Origin of the sequence: Geomonas paludis (assembly GCF_014193585.1) — a bacterium.
GTDB lineage: Bacteria > Desulfobacterota > Desulfuromonadia > Geobacterales > Geobacteraceae > Geomonas > Geomonas paludis.
The window spans coordinates 318,585-339,608 of the sequence record NZ_BLXY01000001.1; the positions used below are offsets into that span (position 1 = coordinate 318,585).

Annotated in this window: 15 protein-coding genes; 6 read left to right on the forward strand and 9 right to left on the reverse strand. The window is 66.0% G+C overall.

The annotated features are described in order from the left end of the window. The first annotated feature begins 331 nt into the window (after positions 1 to 331). The 6 genes from H7687_RS01415 (at position 332) to H7687_RS01440 (ending at position 13,263) form a co-directional block, all read left to right on the forward strand. A complete protein-coding gene (locus H7687_RS01415; RefSeq protein WP_246404493.1) occupies positions 332 to 2,578 on the forward strand; it encodes a multicopper oxidase family protein in 2,247 nt (748 codons plus the stop codon). An 827-nt stretch (positions 2,579 to 3,405) separates the two neighbouring features. Next, positions 3,406 to 5,463 (forward strand): TonB-dependent receptor plug domain-containing protein, encoded by a 2,058-nt coding sequence (locus H7687_RS01420; protein WP_183344331.1) that lies wholly within the window; start codon positions 3,406 to 3,408, stop codon positions 5,461 to 5,463. Between the two features lie 14 nt (positions 5,464 to 5,477). Then, positions 5,478 to 6,044 (forward strand): TOL_0243 family YfiR-like periplasmic protein, encoded by a 567-nt coding sequence (locus H7687_RS01425; protein WP_183344333.1) that lies wholly within the window; start codon positions 5,478 to 5,480, stop codon positions 6,042 to 6,044. After that, on the forward strand, positions 6,045 to 8,219 hold the full coding sequence (locus H7687_RS01430) for a putative bifunctional diguanylate cyclase/phosphodiesterase (RefSeq protein WP_246404496.1): 2,175 nt from the start codon (positions 6,045 to 6,047) through the stop codon (positions 8,217 to 8,219). 19 nt (positions 8,220 to 8,238) lie between these two features. Then, positions 8,239 to 10,482: a GspE/PulE family protein gene (locus tag H7687_RS01435; protein ID WP_183344335.1), complete on the forward strand. Its 2,244-nt coding sequence runs from the start codon at positions 8,239 to 8,241 to the stop codon at positions 10,480 to 10,482. A 42-nt stretch (positions 10,483 to 10,524) separates the two neighbouring features. Next, positions 10,525 to 13,263 carry a hybrid sensor histidine kinase/response regulator gene (locus H7687_RS01440; protein ID WP_183344337.1) on the forward strand — a complete coding sequence of 913 codons (2,739 nt, stop codon included), beginning with the start codon at positions 10,525 to 10,527 and terminating at the stop codon, positions 13,261 to 13,263. 92 nt (positions 13,264 to 13,355) lie between these two features. On the opposite strand, the gene H7687_RS01445 is transcribed toward H7687_RS01440, so the two are convergent. The 9 genes from H7687_RS01445 to H7687_RS01485 form a co-directional block, all read right to left on the reverse strand. Beyond that, positions 13,356 to 13,883 carry a c-type cytochrome gene (locus tag H7687_RS01445; RefSeq protein ID WP_183344338.1) on the reverse strand — a complete coding sequence of 176 codons (528 nt, stop codon included), beginning with the start codon at positions 13,881 to 13,883 and terminating at the stop codon, positions 13,356 to 13,358. After that, entirely contained in the window at positions 13,880 to 14,170 is a 291-nt protein-coding gene (locus H7687_RS01450; RefSeq protein ID WP_183344340.1) for a hypothetical protein, read from the reverse strand. Before H7687_RS01450 ends, H7687_RS01445 begins: the two co-directional genes overlap by 4 nt. A gap of 7 nt (positions 14,171 to 14,177) precedes the next feature. Next, on the reverse strand, positions 14,178 to 14,459 hold the full coding sequence (locus tag H7687_RS01455) for a hypothetical protein (protein WP_246404499.1): 282 nt from the start codon (positions 14,457 to 14,459) through the stop codon (positions 14,178 to 14,180). A gap of 138 nt (positions 14,460 to 14,597) precedes the next feature. Continuing rightward, positions 14,598 to 14,864 carry a cbb3-type cytochrome oxidase assembly protein CcoS gene (ccoS, locus tag H7687_RS01460; protein ID WP_198424599.1) on the reverse strand — a complete coding sequence of 89 codons (267 nt, stop codon included), beginning with the start codon at positions 14,862 to 14,864 and terminating at the stop codon, positions 14,598 to 14,600. 145 nt (positions 14,865 to 15,009) lie between these two features. After that, complete coding sequence (locus H7687_RS01465; protein ID WP_183344342.1) at positions 15,010 to 15,999, reverse strand: cbb3-type cytochrome c oxidase subunit II; 990 nt, start codon at positions 15,997 to 15,999, stop codon at positions 15,010 to 15,012. Beyond that, on the reverse strand, positions 15,996 to 17,381 hold the full coding sequence (locus tag H7687_RS01470) for a cbb3-type cytochrome c oxidase subunit I (protein WP_183344344.1): 1,386 nt from the start codon (positions 17,379 to 17,381) through the stop codon (positions 15,996 to 15,998). Before H7687_RS01470 ends, H7687_RS01465 begins: the two co-directional genes overlap by 4 nt. Positions 17,382 to 17,462: 81 nt before the next feature. Beyond that, positions 17,463 to 18,041: a cytochrome c3 family protein gene (locus tag H7687_RS01475; RefSeq protein ID WP_246404501.1), complete on the reverse strand. Its 579-nt coding sequence runs from the start codon at positions 18,039 to 18,041 to the stop codon at positions 17,463 to 17,465. Then, positions 18,038 to 19,093, reverse strand: a complete 1,056-nt coding sequence (locus H7687_RS01480; protein WP_183344345.1) for a hypothetical protein — start codon at positions 19,091 to 19,093, stop codon at positions 18,038 to 18,040. Before H7687_RS01480 ends, H7687_RS01475 begins: the two co-directional genes overlap by 4 nt. After that, entirely contained in the window at positions 19,080 to 20,954 is a 1,875-nt protein-coding gene (locus H7687_RS01485) for a quinol:electron acceptor oxidoreductase subunit ActD (protein WP_246404505.1), read from the reverse strand. The genes H7687_RS01480 and H7687_RS01485 overlap by 14 nt, the downstream gene beginning before the upstream one ends. Positions 20,955 to 21,024: the final 70 nt, after the last annotated feature.

Below are 21,024 nucleotides of genomic sequence, written 5' to 3' on the forward strand. Positions count from 1 at the left end.
CCGAGTTTCCGGAAGAGCTTATGGCAACGCCCGCGGGCGTACTGTATGAAGCTGAGGCAAAGGGTGCAAAAAACACGACAGATAAATAACTTCCACTCATCAAAACTGTACCAAAAGTAACTAATTGCAGCCCGTCCCTCTCGTGAGAGTCAATAAGATCAAGCATGCTGTCTTAAGGTATGCATCTTGCTCAAACAAGATCATCTTATGAAATACATGGAGGGAGGAGGACGGTATGAAACGGCGACTTTTATCAGTTACGGTAGGTGCTGTTGCAATCATCACTTCACACCTTGTCAGTGCCTGGGGAGGTGTGACACCGCAGGTTCCATTGGCCGCATCGGCTATCCCACAGTTCGTGGATCCGCTGCCGAACCTGGACATCGTACCGGCGGGAGCGAATACCATCGAGCTCCGCATGAAGGAGTTCAAGAGCATGGTGCTCCCTGCCAATGCCGTCCCGGGCTACACCGGGACCTGGGTCTGGGGCTATCTCCAGCCGGGGCAGGTCGCGGCGCAGACGGCGGACGGAGCGATTCCGGGGCGTGAATCGTTCATCGGGCCGGTGGTCGTGGCGACGCGCGGGATCCCGACCGAGATGAAGTTCGTAAACCAGCTTCCCACCGCTATGACCACCAACGTGCTGGCCTACCGCTACAGCACGGACCAGACGCTGCACTGGGCCGACCCCCTTAACGCCGGCATGAGCATGTGCGCCCACATGGCGATGCCTCCGGCGCCGGGAAGCGAGTGCGCGTCGAACTACGGGGAGACCTTTGATGCACCCATTCCGGCGGCGGTCCACCTGCACGGGGGCGAGGTGCCGCCGCAGCTGGACGGCGGGCCCGATTCCTGGTTCACCAGCGACGGCACCATGAAAGGGGCTTCCTTCTACAGCAGGGACGGCGCGACGGCGTCGAACTACGCCATCTACCGCTACCCCAACACCCAGGAGGGGGCGCCGATCTGGTTCCACGACCACACCCTGGGCGCCACCCGCCTGAACGTCTATGCCGGGCTCGCCGGCGCCTACGTCGTGAGCGACCCCGCCCGCGACCCCGCCAACCTGCCGGAACTGGTGCCCCTGGTAGTCCAGGACCGCATGTTCGACAGCAACGGGCAGCTCTTCTTCACGGCAGCCAGCGCCGGCGGGGTGCTCTGGGCGCTCAACCCGGAACACCCGTATTGGAACCCGGAATTCGTGGGCGACGTCATCGTGGTCAACGGCAAATCCTGGCCCTACAAGAACGTCCAGGCCAAGCGCTACACCTTCCTGTTCCTGAACGGCTCCAACGCCAGGACCTACGAGATGGCGCTGGTGGACCCGGTGTCCAAGAACCCCGGACCCCCGCTGTACGTGATCGGCACCGACGGAGGCTTCCTCGACCGCCCGGCCAAACTCGATCCGGCGCTGGGGGGCAAGCTGCTCATGATGCCGGGTGAACGCTACCAGGTCATCGTCGACTTCGCCGGGTACCAGGCCGGCAAGATCGGCCCCAACGGCCTGCCGTATTCCGGGAACTGGCTGCTGCGCAACACGGCCAAGACCCCGTACCCGGCCGGGGGCACCGTCAACGGCAATACGACGGGGCGCGTCATGCTGTTCAAGGTCGGCGCGGCACCGGCTGCGGACACCTCCTTCAACCCGGCCCAGGCCGGAGCCACCCTGCGCGGCGGTGCGGGACAGGGACCGGCGCTGGTGAGGCTGGCGAACCCTGCGGCAGGGACCCTCGCCGCCGGAGTGACGGTGCAGAAAACCCGCCAGCTTACCCTGAACGAGGTGATGGGAATGCCCCAGACCGCGGTGGATCCGGTGACCGGCGCGCTGACCGCCTACCCGGGAGGGCCGCTGGAGATCCTGGTCAACAACACCAAGTGGAACGGCAAGCGGATCACCGGCGTCATGAACGGGATGTACCAGTTCCAGCCGATCCCGGGCTTCAGCGCCGACGCAACGGGGAACTTCATCTCCGAGATGCCCAAAGAGGGTGAGACCGAGGTATGGGAGATCGTGAACCTCACCGCCGACGCGCATCCCATTCACCTGCACCTGGCGCAGTTCCAGCTCATCAACCGGCAGGGGTTCGATGCCAAAGCCTACGGCGCGGCGTACGCGGCCGCCTTCCCTGGCGGGGGATACGACCCGATGACGGGGCTCCCCTATCCCGCGGGGGTCTACATCCCCGGATTTGGTCCGCCGCAGAGCTACGACGGCAACCCGGCCAACGCGAGGGCCGTCGGTGGCAACCCCGACGTGGCCGTGGTCGGCAAGAACGGCAAGCCGATCTACCTGCAAGGACCTGCCGCGCCGGCGCTGCCGCAGGAAGCGGGATGGAAGGACACCATAGTGGCTTACCCCGGGCAGGTTACCCGCATTGCGGTGCGCTGGGCGCCTACAGATCTGCCGGCCACGACCGCGCCCGCCGCAGCTTCCTTCGGATTCGACCCCAACGGCGGCAACGGGTACGTATGGCATTGCCACATCATCGACCACGAGGACAACGAGATGATGCGGCCGAACCAGGTGCAGCCCAACGCGGCGGCGGTACGGAACTACGTCATGGGAACTGATTACTAGGTAAGGTCGACCAGTCGCGGCGGGCTGTCTGGGGGGCGCCGCGGCAACAAAGAAGGGGCTATGCGCAGGCATAGCCCCTTTCTTTTTTAAGATCCCCTCTCCCTCCGGGAGAGGGTGCCCGCAGGGCGGGTGAGGGCGCTGGCGGCGCCGACACAGGATCTTGGTGGCGAGGCCCTCACCCCGACCCTCTCCCGGGGGGAGAGGGGGGACTGGGGAGTTGGCCATTACTTCGGATGACTTTGATCTCGTTCCCAAGGTCCGCCTTGGGAACGCAAAGCCTCTCCGAAGCTCCAACTTCCCTCCGGTGCAAAGCTGGAGCTTTGCGCCATATGGGGTTCCCAAGCTGGAGCTTGGGAACCAGCTGCAGCCATCTCATCCCGTCTCTCATCCGGTCTCTTATCCCCTCTCCTTCAACCTCCCGCGCACAATATATGTTCCAACCCCTAAGTTTAAGAACGCATCGACCGATGAGAAGAATGTGACAGCGGCGGCGAAGGAACAGGCGCGACAGACTCTGCGCGTAAATTGCATTGCTTGTACAGTGTGATACGCTTCGAAACAACGCGGCAGTAAGTCATAATGCACAGTTAGCACAGTATAGTTGCAATAACTTAATGATTATTGTTTTTGCTTTGACTCTTTTCATCGTAAATGGCTGGTAGTTAAACCTATTAATCGTTGACAATAATAATAAAATATTAAATGATCCGTTACCCGTCAGCGGTTTACTCGGCAACTGCCGAGCAACTGCCGCGCCTTCTTCCACAGGCTCGTTGTCCCAACCAGCGGCACAGGTGTAGAAGAAGCAGATATGCTGGAGGAAGACGATGAGAAGATCCCGTCCCAGGCCGAGGCTGGCCCTGGCCGGCGCATTGCTGCTGTCGCTGCTGTGCGCGACGGCGGCGCTCGCCCAGGATGGCAATGAGCAGCCGGCGCCGTCCGACCTCGAATCGATGGACCTCGAACAACTCACCAACCTCAAGGTGGAGAAGGTTTACGGGGTCTCCAAGTTCGAGCAGGTGGTGACCGAGGCGCCCGCCTCCGTGACCGTGATCACCTCCGACGAGATCAGGCGCTACGGCTGGCGCACCATGGCCGACGTCCTCAACGCCACCCGCGGCTTCTTCACCACCTACGACAGGAACTACAGCTACATAGGGACCCGCGGCTTCAACCGACCCGGCGACTACAACACCCGGCTGCTGCTGTTGGTGGACGGGCACCGCATCAACGACGCCATCTACGAGTCGGCGTCCATCGGCACCGAGTTCATCCTCGACATGGCGCTCATCGACCGCATCGAGATCATCCGCGGACCGAGCTCCTCGCTCTACGGCGCCGGCGCCTTCTTCGGCGTGATCAACGTCATCTGCAAGACCGCCAAGCAGATCGAGGGGGTCGAGGTGGGCGGTGGCTGGGGGAGCCAGCAGACCGGCTCCGGGCGCATCACCTACGGCAAGCTCTTCGACGGCGGCGAGCTGCTGGTTTCCGGCTCCGGCTATTCCAGCCGCGGCAACGACCGCCTCTTCTTTCCCGCGTTCAACGACCCCGCCACCAACAACGGCATCGCCGGCAACATGGACCGGGACCGCAACTACTCGCTGTTCCTCTCCGGGCACCTGCAGGACCTCACCCTGACCGGCGCCCTGGTGTCGCGGGACAAGAGGGTCCCCACCGCCAGTTTCGGCACCATCTTCAACGACCCGCGCACCAACTCCAACGACCGCAGGAGCTTCCTCGACCTGCGCTACGACAAGGCGATCGACGGCACCGGCGTCACCGCCCGGCTCTTCTACGACGAACTCCGCTTCACCGGCAATTTCGCCTACGACAAGACCGGGGACGATCCTGTCTTCTACCCCGCGACCTACGTCAACCGCGACGACCACCTGGCGCGCTGGTGGGGCGCCGAACTGCAGGCCAGCCGGCAACTGCTGCCGCGCCTGCAGCTGACCGGCGGGATGAAGTTCCGCGACGACTTCCAGATCGAAATCCCCAACTACGACGCGGTGCCGGGGGGGCGCAGGCTGGACAACAGCCGCAGCGACGTCTTCTACGCCCTGTTCGGCCAGGCCGAGCTGCGCATCCTGGACACGCTGATCCTGAACGCCGGTGTCCGCTACGACCACTACGAGACCTTCGGCGGCGCCACCAGCCCGCGCCTGGCCCTGATCTACACCCCGGTCGAGGGGACCGTGTTCAAGCTGGTCTACGGTCAGGCCTTCCGGGCGCCCAACGCCTACGAGCTGTACTACAACGACGTCTTCAACGGCTACGCCACCAGCCCGGCGACGCTCAGGCCGGAGACGGTGCGCAGCTACGAGGCGATCTACGAGCAGTACTACGGCGACGTGGTGCGCACCAGCGCCAGCCTGTTCTACAACAAGATCGACAACCTGATCAGCTACCAGGACGTGTCGCCCACCCAGGTCGCCTTCGCCAACGTGGAGCGGGTCAAGGCCGTCGGGGGCGAGTTCGAGATCGAGGGGCAGTGGAACAGCGGCTTCGCGGCGCGCAGCAGCTACGGCTTCGTCGCCGCCCGCGACCAGGGGACCGACCAGAGCCTCGACTATTCCCCGCGCCACCTGGTCAAGCTGAACCTGACCGCCCCCCTGTACCTGAAGAAGGTGTTCGCCGGTATCGAGCTGCAGGGGGTGAGCCGGCGCGAGTTCACCCACAGCGGCGGCCAGGTCGCCTCCCCGGGATACCTGGTCACCAACGCCACCCTTTCAACGACTGCGCTGCTGCCGGGGCTGGAGGCCTCCTTCTCCGTCTACAACCTCCTGGACCGGCGCCTGCAGGACCCGGCCACCACGGACCATGTGCAGAGCCTGATCCCCCAGGACGGCAGGACCTACCGGTTCCTGTTCAACTACCGGTTCTAGGGAGAGGGGTGCCGATGCCAGTGCTGTCACGGATATGGAGGTGCTGCCCGGGGCTTTTGCTCCCGGCCCTCCTCTGCCTGCTCCTCGCCCACCCCGGGCCGCTGGGGGCGGAAGCCCCCCAGGAGTACCAGGTCAAGGGGGCCATGGTCTTCAACATGGCCAAGTACATCGAGTGGCCCGCCGACGCCTTCTCCGGAAGCGGGGCGCCGCTCGTGATCTGCAGCCTCGGGCGCGGACCCTTCACGACCGCGCTGGAGCAGTACCGGGGCAAGACGGTGCTGGGGCATCCTCTGCAGGTCAGGCGGGTGCAGCCGGGTGAGGAGCTGGGGGAGTGCCACCTTTTGGTGGTGAGCGGCGTGGAGAAGCGCTACCTGGCCGGCGTCCTTGAGCAGGCGCGCCGGCGGTCGCTGTTGACGGTGAGCGATCACCCCGACTTCGCCAGGCTCGGGGGGATCATCGGCCTGGTGGAGATCGAGGGGAGGATCCGCTTCGAGATCAACGTCAAGGCGGCGCAGCAGTCCCGTTTCAAGATCAGTTCCCAGCTGTTGAAGCTGGCCAGGATCGTACGCGAGGGTGACTAGATGATGATGCGACCGGGCGAAAAGTTTATCAGGAACCTCCCGTTGCAGCGCAAATTGATGCTGATCATCATGAGCTGCTGCACGGCCACCCTTTTCGTCTCCTCCCTCTTCTTCGTAACCCGCGAAGCCAAGGTCCTGTACCGGGACCAGCAGGAGTACCTGGTTTCGGTCGCCGATCTCATCGGCAAAAACAGCGCCCCGGCGCTGGTCTTCAACGACCTGAAGTCGGTGCAGGAGACCATCAGGCCCCTCACCCAGAAAAGCAACATCCTCGCCGTCTACATCCTCAACCAGGAGGGGCGCCTGTTCGCGCGCTACCACGCCCTGGAGGCCGAGCACGCAGCGCTGCCGCTGGAGTACCTGCCCGACTGGGCCTCCGCGGACGACGTGGCGCGGGCGATGCAGCAGGTGAGCGGGGAGTCCTACACGAGCTCGTTCCTGTCCGGGTACGCCAGCGTGGTGCAGCCGATCCGGCTGGACCACGAGCAGGTCGGCACGGTGGTCATCCAGGCCAACGCCAAGGGGTTCCTGCACAGCCTGCGTTGGACCATCCTGGTGGCGCTGGGGTTCATGGCGGTCACCTTCCTGGTGTTCTGCCTGTTCTCGGCCCGGCTGCAGCTGATGATCTCGGCGCCGCTTCTGGGCCTTTTGGCCGCCATGAAGGAGATCTCGGCCGGCAAGAACTTCGCCCTGCGCGTGACCAAGCCGTGCGACGACGAGATCGGCATGCTCTACGACGGCTTCAACGACATGCTGCACGAGATCGAGGAGCGGGACCAGATCCTCAGGCAGCGCCAGGCGCACCTGCAGCAGCTGGCCCACTACGACCCGCTGACCCGGCTCCCCAACCGCACCCTGTTCTACGACCGCCTGGCCCAGGCGCTGTTCCACGCCGAGCGCTCCCACGAGGCGGTGGCGGTCATCTTCATCGACCTGGACCACTTCAAGGACATCAACGACACCCTCGGGCACCGCACCGGCGACCTGTTGCTGATCGAGGTGGCGGGGCGGCTGGGGACGGTGGTGCGCAGCTGCGACACGGTGGCGCGCCTTGGGGGGGACGAGTTCACCATCTTCTGCCAGAACGTCGCCTCCCCCGAGAACGCGGCCCTGGTGGCGCAGAAGCTGGTGGCGCTGTTTGCCGCCCCGTTCCGCCTGGGGGCGAGCGAGATCCGGGTCACCGCGAGCGTCGGCGTGACCCTGTACCCGCACGACGGCAGGAGCGTGGACGAGCTGCTCATGAACGCGGACATCGCCATGTACCACGCCAAGGGGTGCGGCAAGAACGTCTACTCGCTCTTCGACAAGAGGATGAACGAGCACGCCAGCGAGCGGGTCACCCTGCTGGCCGACCTGCGCCAGGCCATCGAGCAGGGGGAGTTCGTGCTGCACTACCAGCCCAAGGTGGACCTGCTCACCGGCAAGGTGACCAGCGTCGAGGCCCTGGTGCGCTGGATGCACCCGCGGCTGGGCATGCTCGCCCCGGACAAGTTCATCCGCCTCGCCGAAGAAGGGGGGATGATCGCGGAGCTGACCGAGTGGGTCATGCGCACCGCCTGCCTGCAGGCCAGGGCGTGGCAGGAGGCGGACCTGGCGCCGGTCCGGGTGGCGGTGAACCTCTCCCCGTTCCACTTCCAGCGCCAGGACGTGAAGCAGTCGATCTGCGCCGTACTGGGCTCGACCGGGCTCGACCCGGCCCTGCTGGAGATCGAGATCACCGAGAGCGCCCTGATGCAGAACGACGAGTACACCTGCCGGGTGCTGAGCGAGCTGCGCGACATGGGGATCACCATCTCGGTCGACGATTTCGGGACCGGCTACTCCTCGCTCTCCTACCTGCACCGTTTCCCCATCAACACCCTGAAAATCGACCGCACCTTCATCCTCAACATGATGAAGAGTTCCGAGGACCAGGCCATCGTCACCGCCATCATCGCCATGGCCAAGAGCCTCAAGATGCAGATCGTGGCGGAAGGGGTGGAATCGGTGGACCAGCTGGAGACGTTGAAGGACCAGGGGTGCCACGAGATCCAGGGCTTCCTGGTGTCGCGCCCGGTGAACGCGGAGCGCGTGGCGCGCTTCTTCACCGACGAGGATCACCTGCAGGCGCATACCGCCGCCGCCGACACCCTCGAGGGGGGAACCGCGCGGCAGCTGGTACGGGGCACGGAGTAGCGCCCGCCAAGGAGGGACCATGAACGAGTTGACCATAAAACTGAAGACCGGGGACGAGATCAAGGGGGTGCTGACCCGTTCCTTCAAGTACCAGGATACCGACGTCGAGGTGCTTACCGAGGGGAGCAGGGAGACCCTGGTCTTCTCCCTGGACGAGATCTGCTACATCCGCTTCCTGAGCCCCCCCGCCGGCATCGGACCCGGCGGCAAGGACAGCCTCGAGGAGGTGCAGACCATCGCCGGCGAGACCTTCCGGGTCCACGTGCCGGCGAACGGCAAGTTCCTGAAGGGGTTCCTGGGGCTCCAGCCGGGGCCCGGAGAGAGCTGCCAGACCCTCTTCTTTACCGATTCCGGCGTGCGCTACCGCCAGGACGCCCGCTACACCGGCCAGATCCTCCAGGACCAGGGCTACGTCTCCACCGACAAGCTGGAGGCGGCGCTCAAGCTGCAGGAGGAACAGGCGCACCGCGACCAGGACGCGGCCATCCTCCTGGCCGACGCGGTGGACGAGGGAGATATGCACGAACAAAGGCACGAGATGCATCACACGCGGGTGGGGGACATCCTGGTCGAGTCGGGGCTGGTGACCCGCGAGCAGGTCGAGGCCGCCTTCAAGAGCCAGAAGGGGAAGAAGCTGCAGGTGGGCGAGTTGCTGATCATGAAGGGGCTGATCACCGAGGAGCAGCTCCTCTCCGCGCTGGCCACCAAGTTCCGGCTCCGCTTCGTGGACCTGGAGACGGTGATTCCCGGTGACGCGGCCCTGAGCGCCATTTCAGAGGGGCTCGCCACGCGGCTCAGGGTCTTCCCCATTTCGCTGGAAGGGAGAAAGCTGGTGGTGGCCACCTGCGCCCCCACCGACCTCACCATCGGCGACAACCTGAGGTTCTCAACCAACTTCGTTCCCGAACTGGTGGTCGCCCCGTCGCACCAGATCATGGCGGCCATCGACAAGTACTACCGCAACCGCATCGAGACGGTGGACACCCTGCTGAACTCCATGAAGAGTGAGGCGGAGACGGTAACCATCGAGGAGGAGGCCGACGACACGCGGCTCTTGTTCGAGCCCGACTCCAAGATCATCTCCCTGGTGAACCGGATCCTGATCGACGCCTACCGGCGCGGCGCCTCGGACATCCACTTCGAGCCCGGCAACGGCAACGAGCCGCTCAACATCCGCTACCGCATCGACGGCGAGTGCATCCACGCCCACAAGGTGGCCGCTTCCTACAAGGGGGCCATCACCGTGCGCATCAAGATCATGGCCGACCTGAACATAGCGGAGCGGCGCCGCCCGCAAAGCGGCAAGATCCTGCTCCGCTACCGGCAGCAGATGCTGGAGTACCGCGTCGAGATCACCCCCATGGTCGGCGGGCGCGAAGCCGCGGTGCTCAGGCTCCTGGCGGCCTCCAAGCCGCTCCCGCTGCCGGGGTTGGGGCTTTTGCCGCACAACCTGGTGCGCTTCGTCGACATCCTGGAGAAGCCGCACGGCATCATCCTCTGCGTCGGCCCCACCGGCTCGGGCAAGACCACCACGCTGCACTCGGCGCTGGGGCACATCAACACCCAGGAGCGCAAGATCTGGACCGCGGAGGACCCGGTCGAGATCACCCAGGCGGGCCTGTGCCAGGTGCAGGTCAACGCCAAGATCGGCTTCACCTTTGCCGAGGCGTTGCGCTCCTTCCTGCGCGCCGACCCCGACGTGATCATGATCGGCGAGATGCGCGACGCCGAGACCTCCAAGATCGCCATCGAGGCGTCGCTGACCGGCCACCTGGTCTTCTCCACCCTGCACACCAACTCGGCCCCCGAGGCGGCGGTGCGCCTGATCGAGATGGGGATGGACCCGTTCAACTTCTCGGACGCACTCTTGGGCATCGTGGCGCAGCGCCTGGCCAAGAAGCTCTGCCCGGCGTGCAAGAAGCCGGCGCACGGCCAGCGCGAGCACTACGACGACACGGTGGCCTCCCTGCGCCAGATCGCCGGCGACCGCGAGGGGGTGATTCCCGACTTCAAGGAAGCCAACTTCATGAAGGCGGTGGGGTGCGAGGAGTGCTCCGGCACCGGCTACAAGGGGCGCATCGCCCTGCACGAGCTCATGATCGGGACCGAGAGCGTCAAGACCGCCATCAGGCGCGGGGTGGGCATGGACGAGCTGCGCTCCATCGCCATGGACGAGGGGATGTGGACCCTGAAGATGGACGGCCTGCTGAAGGTGTTGCAGGGGGAAACCGACCTGGAGCAGATCCTCAAGGTCTGCATGTAGCAACGGCGGCACGACAAGCGAAGCACGCGGAGGGATGCGAAGATGCCCCACGGTGAGCTGCGTTCGAGTTGGCAGTTGGCGCTGGCCGCGCTGGCCATAGCGGCGGGAATCCCGTTCCTGCTCCTGGAACTGTTCGGCTCCACGCTGTACGTGGTGCTGGACGTCCCCTCCTACCTCACCTTCCACAACACCGTGGAAATATTCAGCGTCATGGTCTCCCTCTCCATCTTCGGGGTGGGGTGGTTCTCCTACAGCCAGAGCCGCGACCGGCACACCCTCTTCCTCGCCGTGGCCTTCCTGGGCATCGGCCTGATGGACTTCATGCACACCCTGGCCTACGCCGGGATGCCCCCCCTGATCACCCCCAACACCCCCAACAAGTCGACCCAGTTCTGGATCGCCGTGCGCCTCTTCTCTGCCGCCGCCTTCCTGGCCAGCGCCTTTGTCGACGAAAGGTGCAGATGCCGCTGGCTGGGGAGACTGCCGCTCCTGGCAGGGGTGCTGTGCATCAGCGCGGTTTCCTTCTGCGCCATTGTCTTTCGCCCCGACCTGGTGCCGGACACCTTCGTGCCGGGGGTGGGGTTGACGCCGTTCAAGAAGGGCTCCGAGCTGGTCACCATCGCCCTGTTCGCGCTGGCCGCCCTCGCCTACCTGAAACGGCTCACCGCCTCGCGGGACCGCATCTACCTGTACTACCTGAGCGCCTTCATCCTCTGCGTCGTGAGCGAGCTCACCTTCACCGTCTACAAGAGCGTCTTCGACAGCTTCAACCTCCTGGGGCACCTGTACAAGCTGTTCGCCTTCCTGCTGATCTACCGCGGCATCTTTGCCGCCGCCATCAAGCGCCCCTACCGGCAACTGAACCAGGCCCTGGGGGAGCTGCGCCACACCAACGATCTGCTGGTGGCCATCATGGACTCGATCCCGCACTGCATCTTCTGGAAGGACCGCCGCAGCGTCTATCTCGGCTGCAACCGCGAGTTCGCCAGGACTGCGGGGCTCGCCGACCCTGCCGAGATCGTGGGCAAGTGCGACTACGACCTTCCCTGGAGCCGCGAAGAGTCCGAGGGTTACCGGGCCGACGACCGCGAGGTCATGGAGAGGAACCAGGCCAAGATGCACATCATCGAGAACCTGACCCAGGCCGACGGCGGCGTGATCTGGATCGATACCAGCAAGATGCCGCTCACCGACGAGGACGGCGCCGTGCGGGGGGTGCTCGGCATCTACGAGGACATCACGGAGAGGAAACTCTCCGAAGAGCGGCTCTCGGAAACGCTGCAGTTCAACCAGGAGATCATCACCAGCGCCCGTGAGGGGATCATCGTCTACGACCGGGAGCTGCGCTACCTGGTCTGGAACCCGTACATGGAGGAGATCAGCGGCATCCCAGCCAGCGAGGTCCTGGGGCAGCGCCCTGCGGAGGTCTTCCCGTGGCTCGCCGATACCGGCCTGGTGCGCCGCCTGGAGGGGCTTATGGCCGGCGGCGCACCCGCAATGGTCGAATTCTGCGGCAGGCACGTGAGCGGGAGGACGCTGTGGCTTTCCGACGCCTCGGCCCCGTTGAGAAGCAGCTCCGGCGACATCATCGGGGTTATCGGCACGGTGCGCGACATCACCGAGCGGCGCGGCATCGAGGAGCAGCTGCGCCAGGCCCAGAAGCTGGAGTCGGTCGGGCGGCTGGCGGGCGGGGTGGCGCACGACTTCAACAACAAGCTCACCGTGATCATGGGGTGCGCCGAGCTCGCTGCGCGGCAGACCCGGGAAGCGGCGCTCCTGGAGCACCTGCGCCTGATCGTCAAGGCCGCGGAGCAGTCACGCGACATCACCCGTCAGCTGCTCGCCTTCTCGCGCCAGCAGGTCGTCACGCCCAGGACCGTGCAGGTAAACAGCATGCTGGTGGAGCTGAAGAAGTCGCTGGGACGGCTGATCGGCGAAGACGTCTCCATCGAGCTGGCGCCCGGCGAGCAGCTATGGAGCATCAGCATCGACCCGGTGCAGCTGGACCAGATCATCATGAACCTGGCGGTGAACGCGCGCGATGCCATGCCCCAGGGGGGGACCATCACCATCGAGACCGCCAACGAGCAGTTCGACGGCCCCCCTCCGCTGCACCCGGAGGCGCCGCCGGGAGGGTACGTCAGGATCACCTGCCGCGACACGGGTGTCGGCATGGATGCCGAGACGCGTGCCCACGTTTTCGAGCCCTTCTACACCACCAAGGAGCAGGGGAAAGGGACCGGCCTGGGGCTGGCCACCGTGTACGGCATCGTCAGGCAAAACGGGGGCTTCATCGACCTCGAGACCGCCCCCGGCGCCGGCAGTGCGTTCAGCATCTGGCTGCCGAGGTGTGTCGGCGGCGACGAGAACCACGAGCCGCCGCGCTCCGCGACGCGGCAGCAGGGAGCGGGGACGGTGCTGCTGGTCGAAGACGAGGACATGGTGCGCGAACTGACCTCGACCATCCTGGAGTCCCTGGGGTACCGCTGCCTCGCCACGGCGGACCCGCGCGAGGCGCTGGAGCTGGCGGCCAACCCCGACGTTGCCTTCGACCTGGTGCTGACCGACGTGGTGATGCCCGGCATGCGGGGGCCGGAGATGATGCAGCGGATGCGGCGCCAGCGCTCCGGGATCAAGTGCATCTACATGTCCGGGTTCACCGATGCCATCCTGGACGAGGGGAGCGGGAGCTGGGAGGGGGGCGCCTTCCTGAAGAAGCCGTTCCAGACCGAAGAACTGGCGCGAGTGCTGGCGTCGGTGCTCGGCGCGCAGCACCGGTGATATCTGCGGCCCAAACTTGTTAAAGGGGGAGCAGGAGGGGGTTAGCCGAGCTAGCCCCGGCAATGAGGGGCGCCGGCGCGCCGGGGGCGGGGTCAGCGGGGGGCGTTGAGCGAGCTGGGGGAGCTGGGGGCGCCGAGGGAGCGCAGGTAGTGGACCAGCGGCCAGCGGTGTTGGGACGGGACCACGCGTTCCAGCACCGGCTCGTGTCCGGTCCCGGTCAGCATGGCGCGCAGCAGTTGTCCGTCGCGGTAGGCGGCCACCTTCGCCAGACGCAGGTCCGCGGGGCGGGGGAGGTAGCTGTTGCCGACGGGGCCGTCGCCGGCTCCGGAGTCGCCGTGGCAGAACGCGCAGTAATAGCCGTAGTAGACCCCGCCCTGGGCCACGGCCGCCGGGGTGGCCGGAACCGGGTTGGCCAGCGCGGCGGCATCGGCCTGCGCGGGCGCCCGGCCCGCCGGAGGGGTCACGCTCACCGCGCCCGGCGCCGGCGCCGGGAGCACCATCTGGAACTCCCGCACGTGGTGCTGCACCGTCATGCGCGGCCCCCGGACCAGGATGTACCCGAAGAGCACCGCCCCGAGCAGTGGGGGCGCCAGCACCATGAAGAGCGTCAGCTTCCTCATCTGTCTCCCCCTCCCTTACCGGTTTGCGCCCTGGGCGGCAGCGGCACCGCCTCCGGCAGCGGCCGGATCTGGCGTTGCGCCTTGCCGCGCGGCTCCTCGCTCGAATAGATCGACTCCGCCGGTGCGTCCGGGAGCTGGCCGAAATCCCAGCGCCGGGGTGCGTCCTGGACCAGCAGGTACACCAGCCAGCCGAACCCCATGATGGAGCCGCTGAAGGCGATCAGGATGACCCACTCCCATGGGGAGCGCAGTTCCTTGTGCTCGTCGTAGTCGGGCTTTTGTTCCATGGTCGCCTCACCAGTTGGGGGGGATGGCGTGGTTGTGCGTGACCTCGAACAGGGTGAACGCGATGCAGGCCGCGAAGAGGAGGACGATCACCCAGGGCATGAAGCTGCGCAGCCAGCGCAGGAAGGTCACCGGGCCGCGCACCTTGATCACCTCGCTCTGCTTCTCGACCCCGCGCGGCAGCCAGAGCGCCTGGTAGGTGAGCGCCGCGAGCAGCACCAGCGCCGCGCCCGCCAAGAGCGCGATGACCAGCCACTGGTTCTGCAGCACGTACAGGTAGAGCATCAGCATGGTTGCCCCCCCCTAAAAATTCCCTCTCGCTTCGCCTTCTAACGGCTTTCCCCCTCCCTAGCCCTCCCCCTCCGGGGGAGGGGACGATGGACCTGCGCCGTCAGCATTCGGCGGGGCTTCGGGAGTCCTCCATTTGTGCTATCGCCGCATCCCGTCTGGCTCCTCCCCCCGGAGGGGGGAGGTCGGGAGGGGGGCTTTAGCTTCTTTGCTCCGGTTGCCGGCGCCATTCCCCTCCTGGTCTTCCGGGATGCCGCTATCCAGCGCCAGGTAGCGTGCCCGCTCCTGGTCTGCGAACTGCCCCGACCGGACCCCCCACAGGAAGAACACGATCAGCGTCCCGCACATCAACAGCGGAAAGCACATCCAGATGAACAAGAAGGCCGGTGTATCCAGCGGGCTGGTCATGTCTCTCTCCATCTGCTCCTCGCACCTTGTGCCTGCTGCCAGCTAAAGGGGACAGGCACCTTGCGGAGCCAGTCCCCCTTGTCCCCCCTCGCCCTCCGGGAGAGGGGCAGGGGTGAGGGCGCTGGGCCCGGGGGAGGCACTAAACTTACGGCGCCTGGTCCACCGCCGGCGGCGGGTACGGGTTCTGCCACTCCCCCTCGTAGGAGGCGTCGATGCCGCGCGGCTCCGTGTTGGCGTCGGTGTACCCCACGAACGACACCGCCAGGTAGTTGGCCAGGTCCCAGATCTTCTCGCTCTCCAGGTGCTTCTTGAAGTACGGCATCGCGGTGCCGGTGATGCCGTTCATGATCTGGTAGTAGAAGATCCCGCCGATGTACCGGTTCTCCACCAGGTGGCGCCTGAGGATGGTGAAGTTGAGCGGAGGCGGCCCCAGGAAGGGCTGCGCCGGACCGTTGCCGTCGCCGATCGGGCTGTGGCAGTTGATGCAGAGCTGCTGGTAGAGCCTCTTGCCGCGCTGCAGCGCCGCCTCGGTGGCCGGGTACGGGTTGGGCATTCGGCGCCAGACCTCGGGGACCTGGGCGTGCAGCCACTCGATGTTGCGGTCCACCCCGCCCGCGTAGGCGGCCTGCGCCTGGCGCTTCCACTCGCGCTGGCGTTTTTGCCGCACATCGGCATCCTTGCCCCCGAGGGCCTGCACGTAGGCCGCCAGCGCCTGGATCTCGTGCCTGGAGAGGAAGTCCCAGGCGGGCATCACCGAGATGGGTGTCGTGTAGCGCGGGTTGGTGAAGTGGGCGATGTTCCAGTCGTCGCTATGCTCGCCCCCTTCCTGGGACAGGTCCGGCCCGGTGCGCTCGCTCCCCAGGATGGCGGGCTCGATGCCCGCATAATCGCCCGCCTGGGCGATGCGCTCCGCCCCGATGTCCCAGTCGTTGACCCGGATGAAGAGCGAATGGCAGTAGCTGCAGCCGTTTTTCACGTAGAGCCGGTGCCCTTCCCGCTCCAGTGGGGAAAGCGGCCGCCAGATCTCGGACGGGTTGTCCTTCATGGTCATGGAGGGTAGCCCGACGATGATGAAGGTGGAGGCCCAGAACACCAGCAGCGCGCCGACGATGAGGAAGGCCGGTGTCATCTTCATGCCGCCTCCTCGCCGCGCAGCAGGGGCTCTTCTTGCCGTGCCGGGCGCAGGGTCAGGTACAGGTTGGCGAGACCGACCAGCGACGCGGTCAGGATGAAGATCCCGAGCGCGGCCCGCATCACCATGAACGGGGAGAGCTGCGGCAGCACGCGCAGCACGGTCTCGCCGTTATGCCAGGCGCTCCCCTGCACCAGCCCGGCCATGGTCAGGACGATGAAGAAACCGGTCAGCCCGAAGGTGATCAGACCGAACTGCAGGTTGATCAGCTTGTTGGAATAGACCGGGCGCCCGCTTACCAGGGGGAGCACGTGCCACATGGCGCCGAGCGCGATGTAGCCGCCGAAGCCGAGCATGGCGATGTGGGCGTGGCCGACGGTCCAGTTGTTGAAGTGGGTGACCCGCTGCAGGAAGGGGAGCGACTGCAGCGGCCCCTGGATGCAGGTGATGATGTACCAGACGATCCCCCCCATCACCAGCCGCGCCGGCGGGTCGTTCCAGACCCTCCCTCCGAAGCCGCGCGCGGTGAGCCAGAGGTTGATCACCACGATGGAGACGGGAAGGACCATGGAGACCGAGTCCACCACGGACACGGTCTTGAGCCAGTTGGGGATGGGGGACTGCAGCACGTGGTGGCCACCGATATGGCTGTAGAGCGCGATCAGGAACCAGAAGCCCAGAAGCGACAGGGTATGCGAGTTGAGCGGGGTGCGGGTGACCCGGGGGATGACGAAGTAGGCCGCGCCGGTGGCCAGCGGCGTGATCAGGAGCCCGGGGAGGTTGTGTCCCCAGAACCACAGGAACAGGGAATCGATCAGCCCGGGCATGGCGCCGGTCGCCGGGTGCCACATCACGTTCCCCAGCGGGTAGTTGCTGGCGGTCCAGAGGAAGGTGGCCATGAAGTACCAGATGGAGACGTAGAGCTGCGGCTCCCTGCGGTTGACGATGGTGAGGGCCGTGACCACGATGAGGCAGGCGACGGCGAGGACCAGCGAGATGTCGGCGAGCCAGACGTACTCGTTGTACTCGCGTCCCTGGGTAAACCCGAACGCGAAGCCCAGGGGGCCGCTCAGGACGGTGAGGTTCCAGAAGACGAAGGCCATCCAGGCCAGGGGCTCCGACCAGAGCCTGGTCTTGAGCAGGGCCGGGAGGTAGTACAGGCCGATCCCGACCAGCATGGTCCCCACGAAGCCGTAGAGCATGGTGTTGACGTGCACCGGGCGCTCCCGCCCGAACACCAGGGGCGCCACGTGGGGCAGGAACTCCGGCGCCACCAGGTGGATGGCCGAGAACATGCCGTACACGGCGCCCACCACGAACCAGACCGCCCCCGCGACCATGAAGGCGAGCGCCGCACTCTGGGGTTTTTGGAAAAGGTTGGTCATGGGTTTGTTTCCCCCAAAAAGTTTTTTCTTAGCGTCCTCAGCGACTACTCCGCGTTCTTCGCGTAACTGCTTTTATTACCCTCACCTATGGCAGACGAAGCAGTCGTGGGTGACCTTGTTTGCCTTGTGGCACCGGATGCAAAACCCCATCTCGAACTTCACCGCGCCCGCCACCCGGTCCATCTGCCGGATATCGCCGTGGCAGTGGCTGCAGTCGATGCCGCGCCGCAGGTGCATGGAATGGTCGAAGTAGACGAACTCCGGCAGCCAGTTCACCCGCTGCCAGACCACCGGCTGGTTCCGGGCCGCCAGGTCCCGCAGGCGCGCGATGTACGGGTAGGTGCGGATGATGCGGGAGTGGCAGAGCAGGCAGGTCTGCAACGGCGGGATCCCGGCCCGCGACGAGCGCGTCGCGCTGTCATGGCACATGAAACAGCTGATGTGCTTGATGCCCGCGTGCACCCGGTGACTGAACGGAATGGGCTGGCGCGGGCCGAGCCCCACCGGGTAGAGCCGGTCCAGGTAGACCAGCGCCGCCAGCGCGGCACACACGACCACCGCGGCGGCCACGGCGCTCGGCCACAGCGGCATCCCGCGCGGAGGCCCCCCTTCTTCCGGCACCTTCCCGGGCGTACGATCGGGTCTGGCTGCGGGCGTCATGGCCGCCTCCTGTCAATCCGGCGCATCCAGGTCATGCCGAGCCCCAGCACCCCGGCGAAGCCGGCGGCCAGCGAAAGTTCGTGCAGCCCCAGCCGGGGCGCCGGGTCGAAGGTCGGCGCCACCAGCCACCAGCGCTCCAGCCACAGCCCGCACAGCACCAGGAAGGAGATGATCCCCAGCAGCCGGCGGCTACGCTTGACGCGGATGGGGAGGAGCAGCACCAGCGGCCCGAAGTAGACCAGGGCCAGCAGGAGCGCGCTCACCGGTCGCCACTGCGCGCCGTGCAGGCGCGGCACGATGAAGCGGACCTCGCGCGGCAGGTTCTCGTACCAAAACGGCAACAGGTGCGCGTACATGAGGTAGGTGGTCATCAGGCTGAAGGCGACTATCAGCTTGCCCAGGTCGTGGAGCAGGTCCGGGTCCGCATCCGGGTGGCGGGCGGCGAGCAGCGCCCAGCAGGTGATGCCGATGTAGAGCCCGGACATGAAGAAGTAGCCGCCGGCCAGGTTGCTGTGCCAGTAGGGGTCGAGCGCCATGACCAGGTCGAAGCCGAGCAGGGAGAACACCAGGCTGTAGACCAGCACCAGGACGGTGCCGCTCGCCTTGCCGTCCCCGGCCCGGTGCTTGTTGCGCTGGTACAGGGCCATGCCCCAGAAAACGAGCAGCGCCGCCAGGTCCCGTCCCATCACGAAGTCCGGTTCCAGCCAGATCCCCTGGTGGTAGTGGATCCCCTGCCAGGGCGCCCAGAGGTGGTTGCCGATCCACAGGAGCACGAGGGCGGCCAGCGAGGGGAGCGCGAAGGAGATGCCCGCCGTGGCGAGCCCCTGCGCCTTCAGGTGCCAGCGGCCGTTGCAGGCCGCCACCAAGGGGGGCCAGACCACGATGCCGCCCGCGAGCGAGGTGAAGAACAGGAAGTTCATCAACAGCGAGCGCCACGCCCTGCGTTCCTCGGGGCCGTTCAGGAGCACGACCCAGACCGCGATCCCGGCGACGGCCAGGACCAGCCAGAGCGGCAGCCAGAGCTTGGTCGCGGGGCGCTCACTGGTGGACATGGAATTCCTCCGGGCGGGCCGGCCCGAGCCGCTCCTGCAGCAGCCGGACCTCGTCGGGCCCGCAGCTCACCAGCAGGCCGAACTTGTCGCGCGAGAAGCGCGGGTCGTAGAAAGGAAGGGTTTCCAGGCGGAACAGGCGGGCCAGCAGCGCGAGCCCGAAGAGGTTGGCGAGGCTCCCGATGAGGATGGTCCCCTCGAAGCTGACCACGCAGAAGGGGATCCAGGACAGGGGCGGTTTGCCTCCCACGACCAGCCTGTTCACCAGTGCGGTGCCGCCCGCCAGCCAGAAGCCGCCGAGAAGGCCGGAGACGGCGCCCGCCAGGGTAATGATGCGCACCGGGCTCTTCTTCAGCTTCAGCACCTCGCTCAACTGCTCCAGCTTGACGGGGGAGAAGGTTTCCATGATCTCGAAGCCGCTGTCGCAGCAAAGCTTGGCGGCGGTAAGGAGGCTGCCGGCGCTGGAGAAGACGGCGAGCACGGTGGGGCGGTGCTGCGGCAGCTTCTGGCCGACCCGGTGCTGGCAGGGCTCCGTGGGGGGGAGCTCCTCCTCGGCGATCTGCCCCTTCAGTTCGCTGAGCGGCACGGTGGGGAGACCCCTGGTGAACAGGACGAAGAAGAGGAAGAAGAAGCCGAAGGAGCCGGCGGTGATGGTCAGCTCGACCCAGGTGGGGAGGTAGCGCCCGAAGTTGTGGGGGAGAAAATCGTGCGCCTGCGCGGTGTAGATGATCATCAGGCGCTCGAACCACATGCCGACGTTGACCAGCAGCGAGATGACGAACAGCGGCAGGTAGTGGGTGCGCAGGCGCCGGAACACGAAGAGCCAGGGGATCAGCACGTTGCAGACCACGCAGAGCCAGTACATCCAGGACACCGGCCCCAGGGTGCGCCACTTGTAGTTCTGCCACTCGGTGTGGTCACCCGAGTACCAGGCGATGAAGGCCTCCATGGCGTAGGCGTAGCCGACGATGGTGGCGGTGAGGACGATGGTCTTGGCCAGCATCTCGAAGTGGTGCATCTGGACCAGGCGCTCCAGGTGCAGCAGCTTGCGCATCGGGATGAGCAGGGTGAGCACCATGGCGAGCCCCGAGTGGATGGCGCCGGCCACGAAGTAGGGGGGGAAGATGGCGCTGTGCCACCCGGGCAGAAGGCTCATGGCGAAGTCCCAGGAGACCACCGAGTGCACCGAGACCACCAGCGGGGTGGCCAGGGCGGCGAAGAAGAGGTAGGAGCGGCCGTAGTGGTGCCACTGGCTCCCCGAGCCGGACCATCCGAGCGACAGGGCGCGGTAGATCCGGCTTTTCAGGTGCATCGGCCCCAGTTGTGCGTGGTAGCGGTCCCGCGCCGCCGCGAGGTCGGGGATCATGCCGATGTACCAGAAGATGAGGCTCACGGTGAGGTAGGTGGAGACGGCGAGGACGTCCCAGACCAGGGGGCTCACGAAGTTGGGCCAGAGTTGGCGCTGGGACGGGTAGGGGACGATGTAGTAGGCGGCCCAGAGCCGGCCCAGGTGGATGAGCGGGAAGAGGCCCGCGGTCAGGACCGCGAAGATGGTCATCGCCTCGGCCGAGCGCGACACCGCGTCGCGCCACTTGGCGCGCAAAAGGTAGAGGATGGCGGAGATGAGGGTGCCGGAGTGCGCGATACCGACCCAGAAGACGAAGTTGGTGATGTAGACCGCCCAGCCGACGGGGCGGTTCAGGCCGGTCACCCCCATGCCCGCCTGGGTCTGGTACATCAGGCAGAGCCCCCCGAGGCCCGCCAGTCCCGCCAGGGAGACCACGGCTAGGTAGAACGCGAAGCCGGGCTTCTCCATGGCGTTCAGGGCGTCGTCGTTGATTTGGCCGTAGCTTTGGTGGGGCAAAGGGGGCGCTCCTTTGTCGATCGGGGACTGGCTCCGCGAAGGGGACTTGCTCCGCGAAGGGGACTGGCTC

Coding starts and splice junctions, on each gene's coding strand:
- H7687_RS01420 (WP_183344331.1), top strand. CDS start 3,406: ATGAGAAGATCCCGTCCCAGGCCGAGGCTGGCCCTGGCCGGCGCATTG.
- H7687_RS01425 (WP_183344333.1), top strand. CDS start 5,478: ATGCCAGTGCTGTCACGGATATGGAGGTGCTGCCCGGGGCTTTTGCTC.
- H7687_RS01430 (WP_246404496.1), top strand. CDS start 6,045: ATGATGATGCGACCGGGCGAAAAGTTTATCAGGAACCTCCCGTTGCAG.
- H7687_RS01435 (WP_183344335.1), top strand. CDS start 8,239: ATGAACGAGTTGACCATAAAACTGAAGACCGGGGACGAGATCAAGGGG.
- H7687_RS01440 (WP_183344337.1), top strand. CDS start 10,525: ATGCCCCACGGTGAGCTGCGTTCGAGTTGGCAGTTGGCGCTGGCCGCG.
- H7687_RS01445 (WP_183344338.1), bottom strand. CDS start 13,883: ATGAGGAAGCTGACGCTCTTCATGGTGCTGGCGCCCCCACTGCTCGGG.
- H7687_RS01450 (WP_183344340.1), bottom strand. CDS start 14,170: ATGGAACAAAAGCCCGACTACGACGAGCACAAGGAACTGCGCTCCCCA.
- H7687_RS01455 (WP_246404499.1), bottom strand. CDS start 14,459: ATGCTGATGCTCTACCTGTACGTGCTGCAGAACCAGTGGCTGGTCATC.
- ccoS (WP_198424599.1), bottom strand. CDS start 14,864: ATGACCAGCCCGCTGGATACACCGGCCTTCTTGTTCATCTGGATGTGC.
- H7687_RS01465 (WP_183344342.1), bottom strand. CDS start 15,999: ATGAAGATGACACCGGCCTTCCTCATCGTCGGCGCGCTGCTGGTGTTC.
- H7687_RS01470 (WP_183344344.1), bottom strand. CDS start 17,381: ATGACCAACCTTTTCCAAAAACCCCAGAGTGCGGCGCTCGCCTTCATG.
- H7687_RS01475 (WP_246404501.1), bottom strand. CDS start 18,041: ATGACGCCCGCAGCCAGACCCGATCGTACGCCCGGGAAGGTGCCGGAA.
- H7687_RS01480 (WP_183344345.1), bottom strand. CDS start 19,093: ATGTCCACCAGTGAGCGCCCCGCGACCAAGCTCTGGCTGCCGCTCTGG.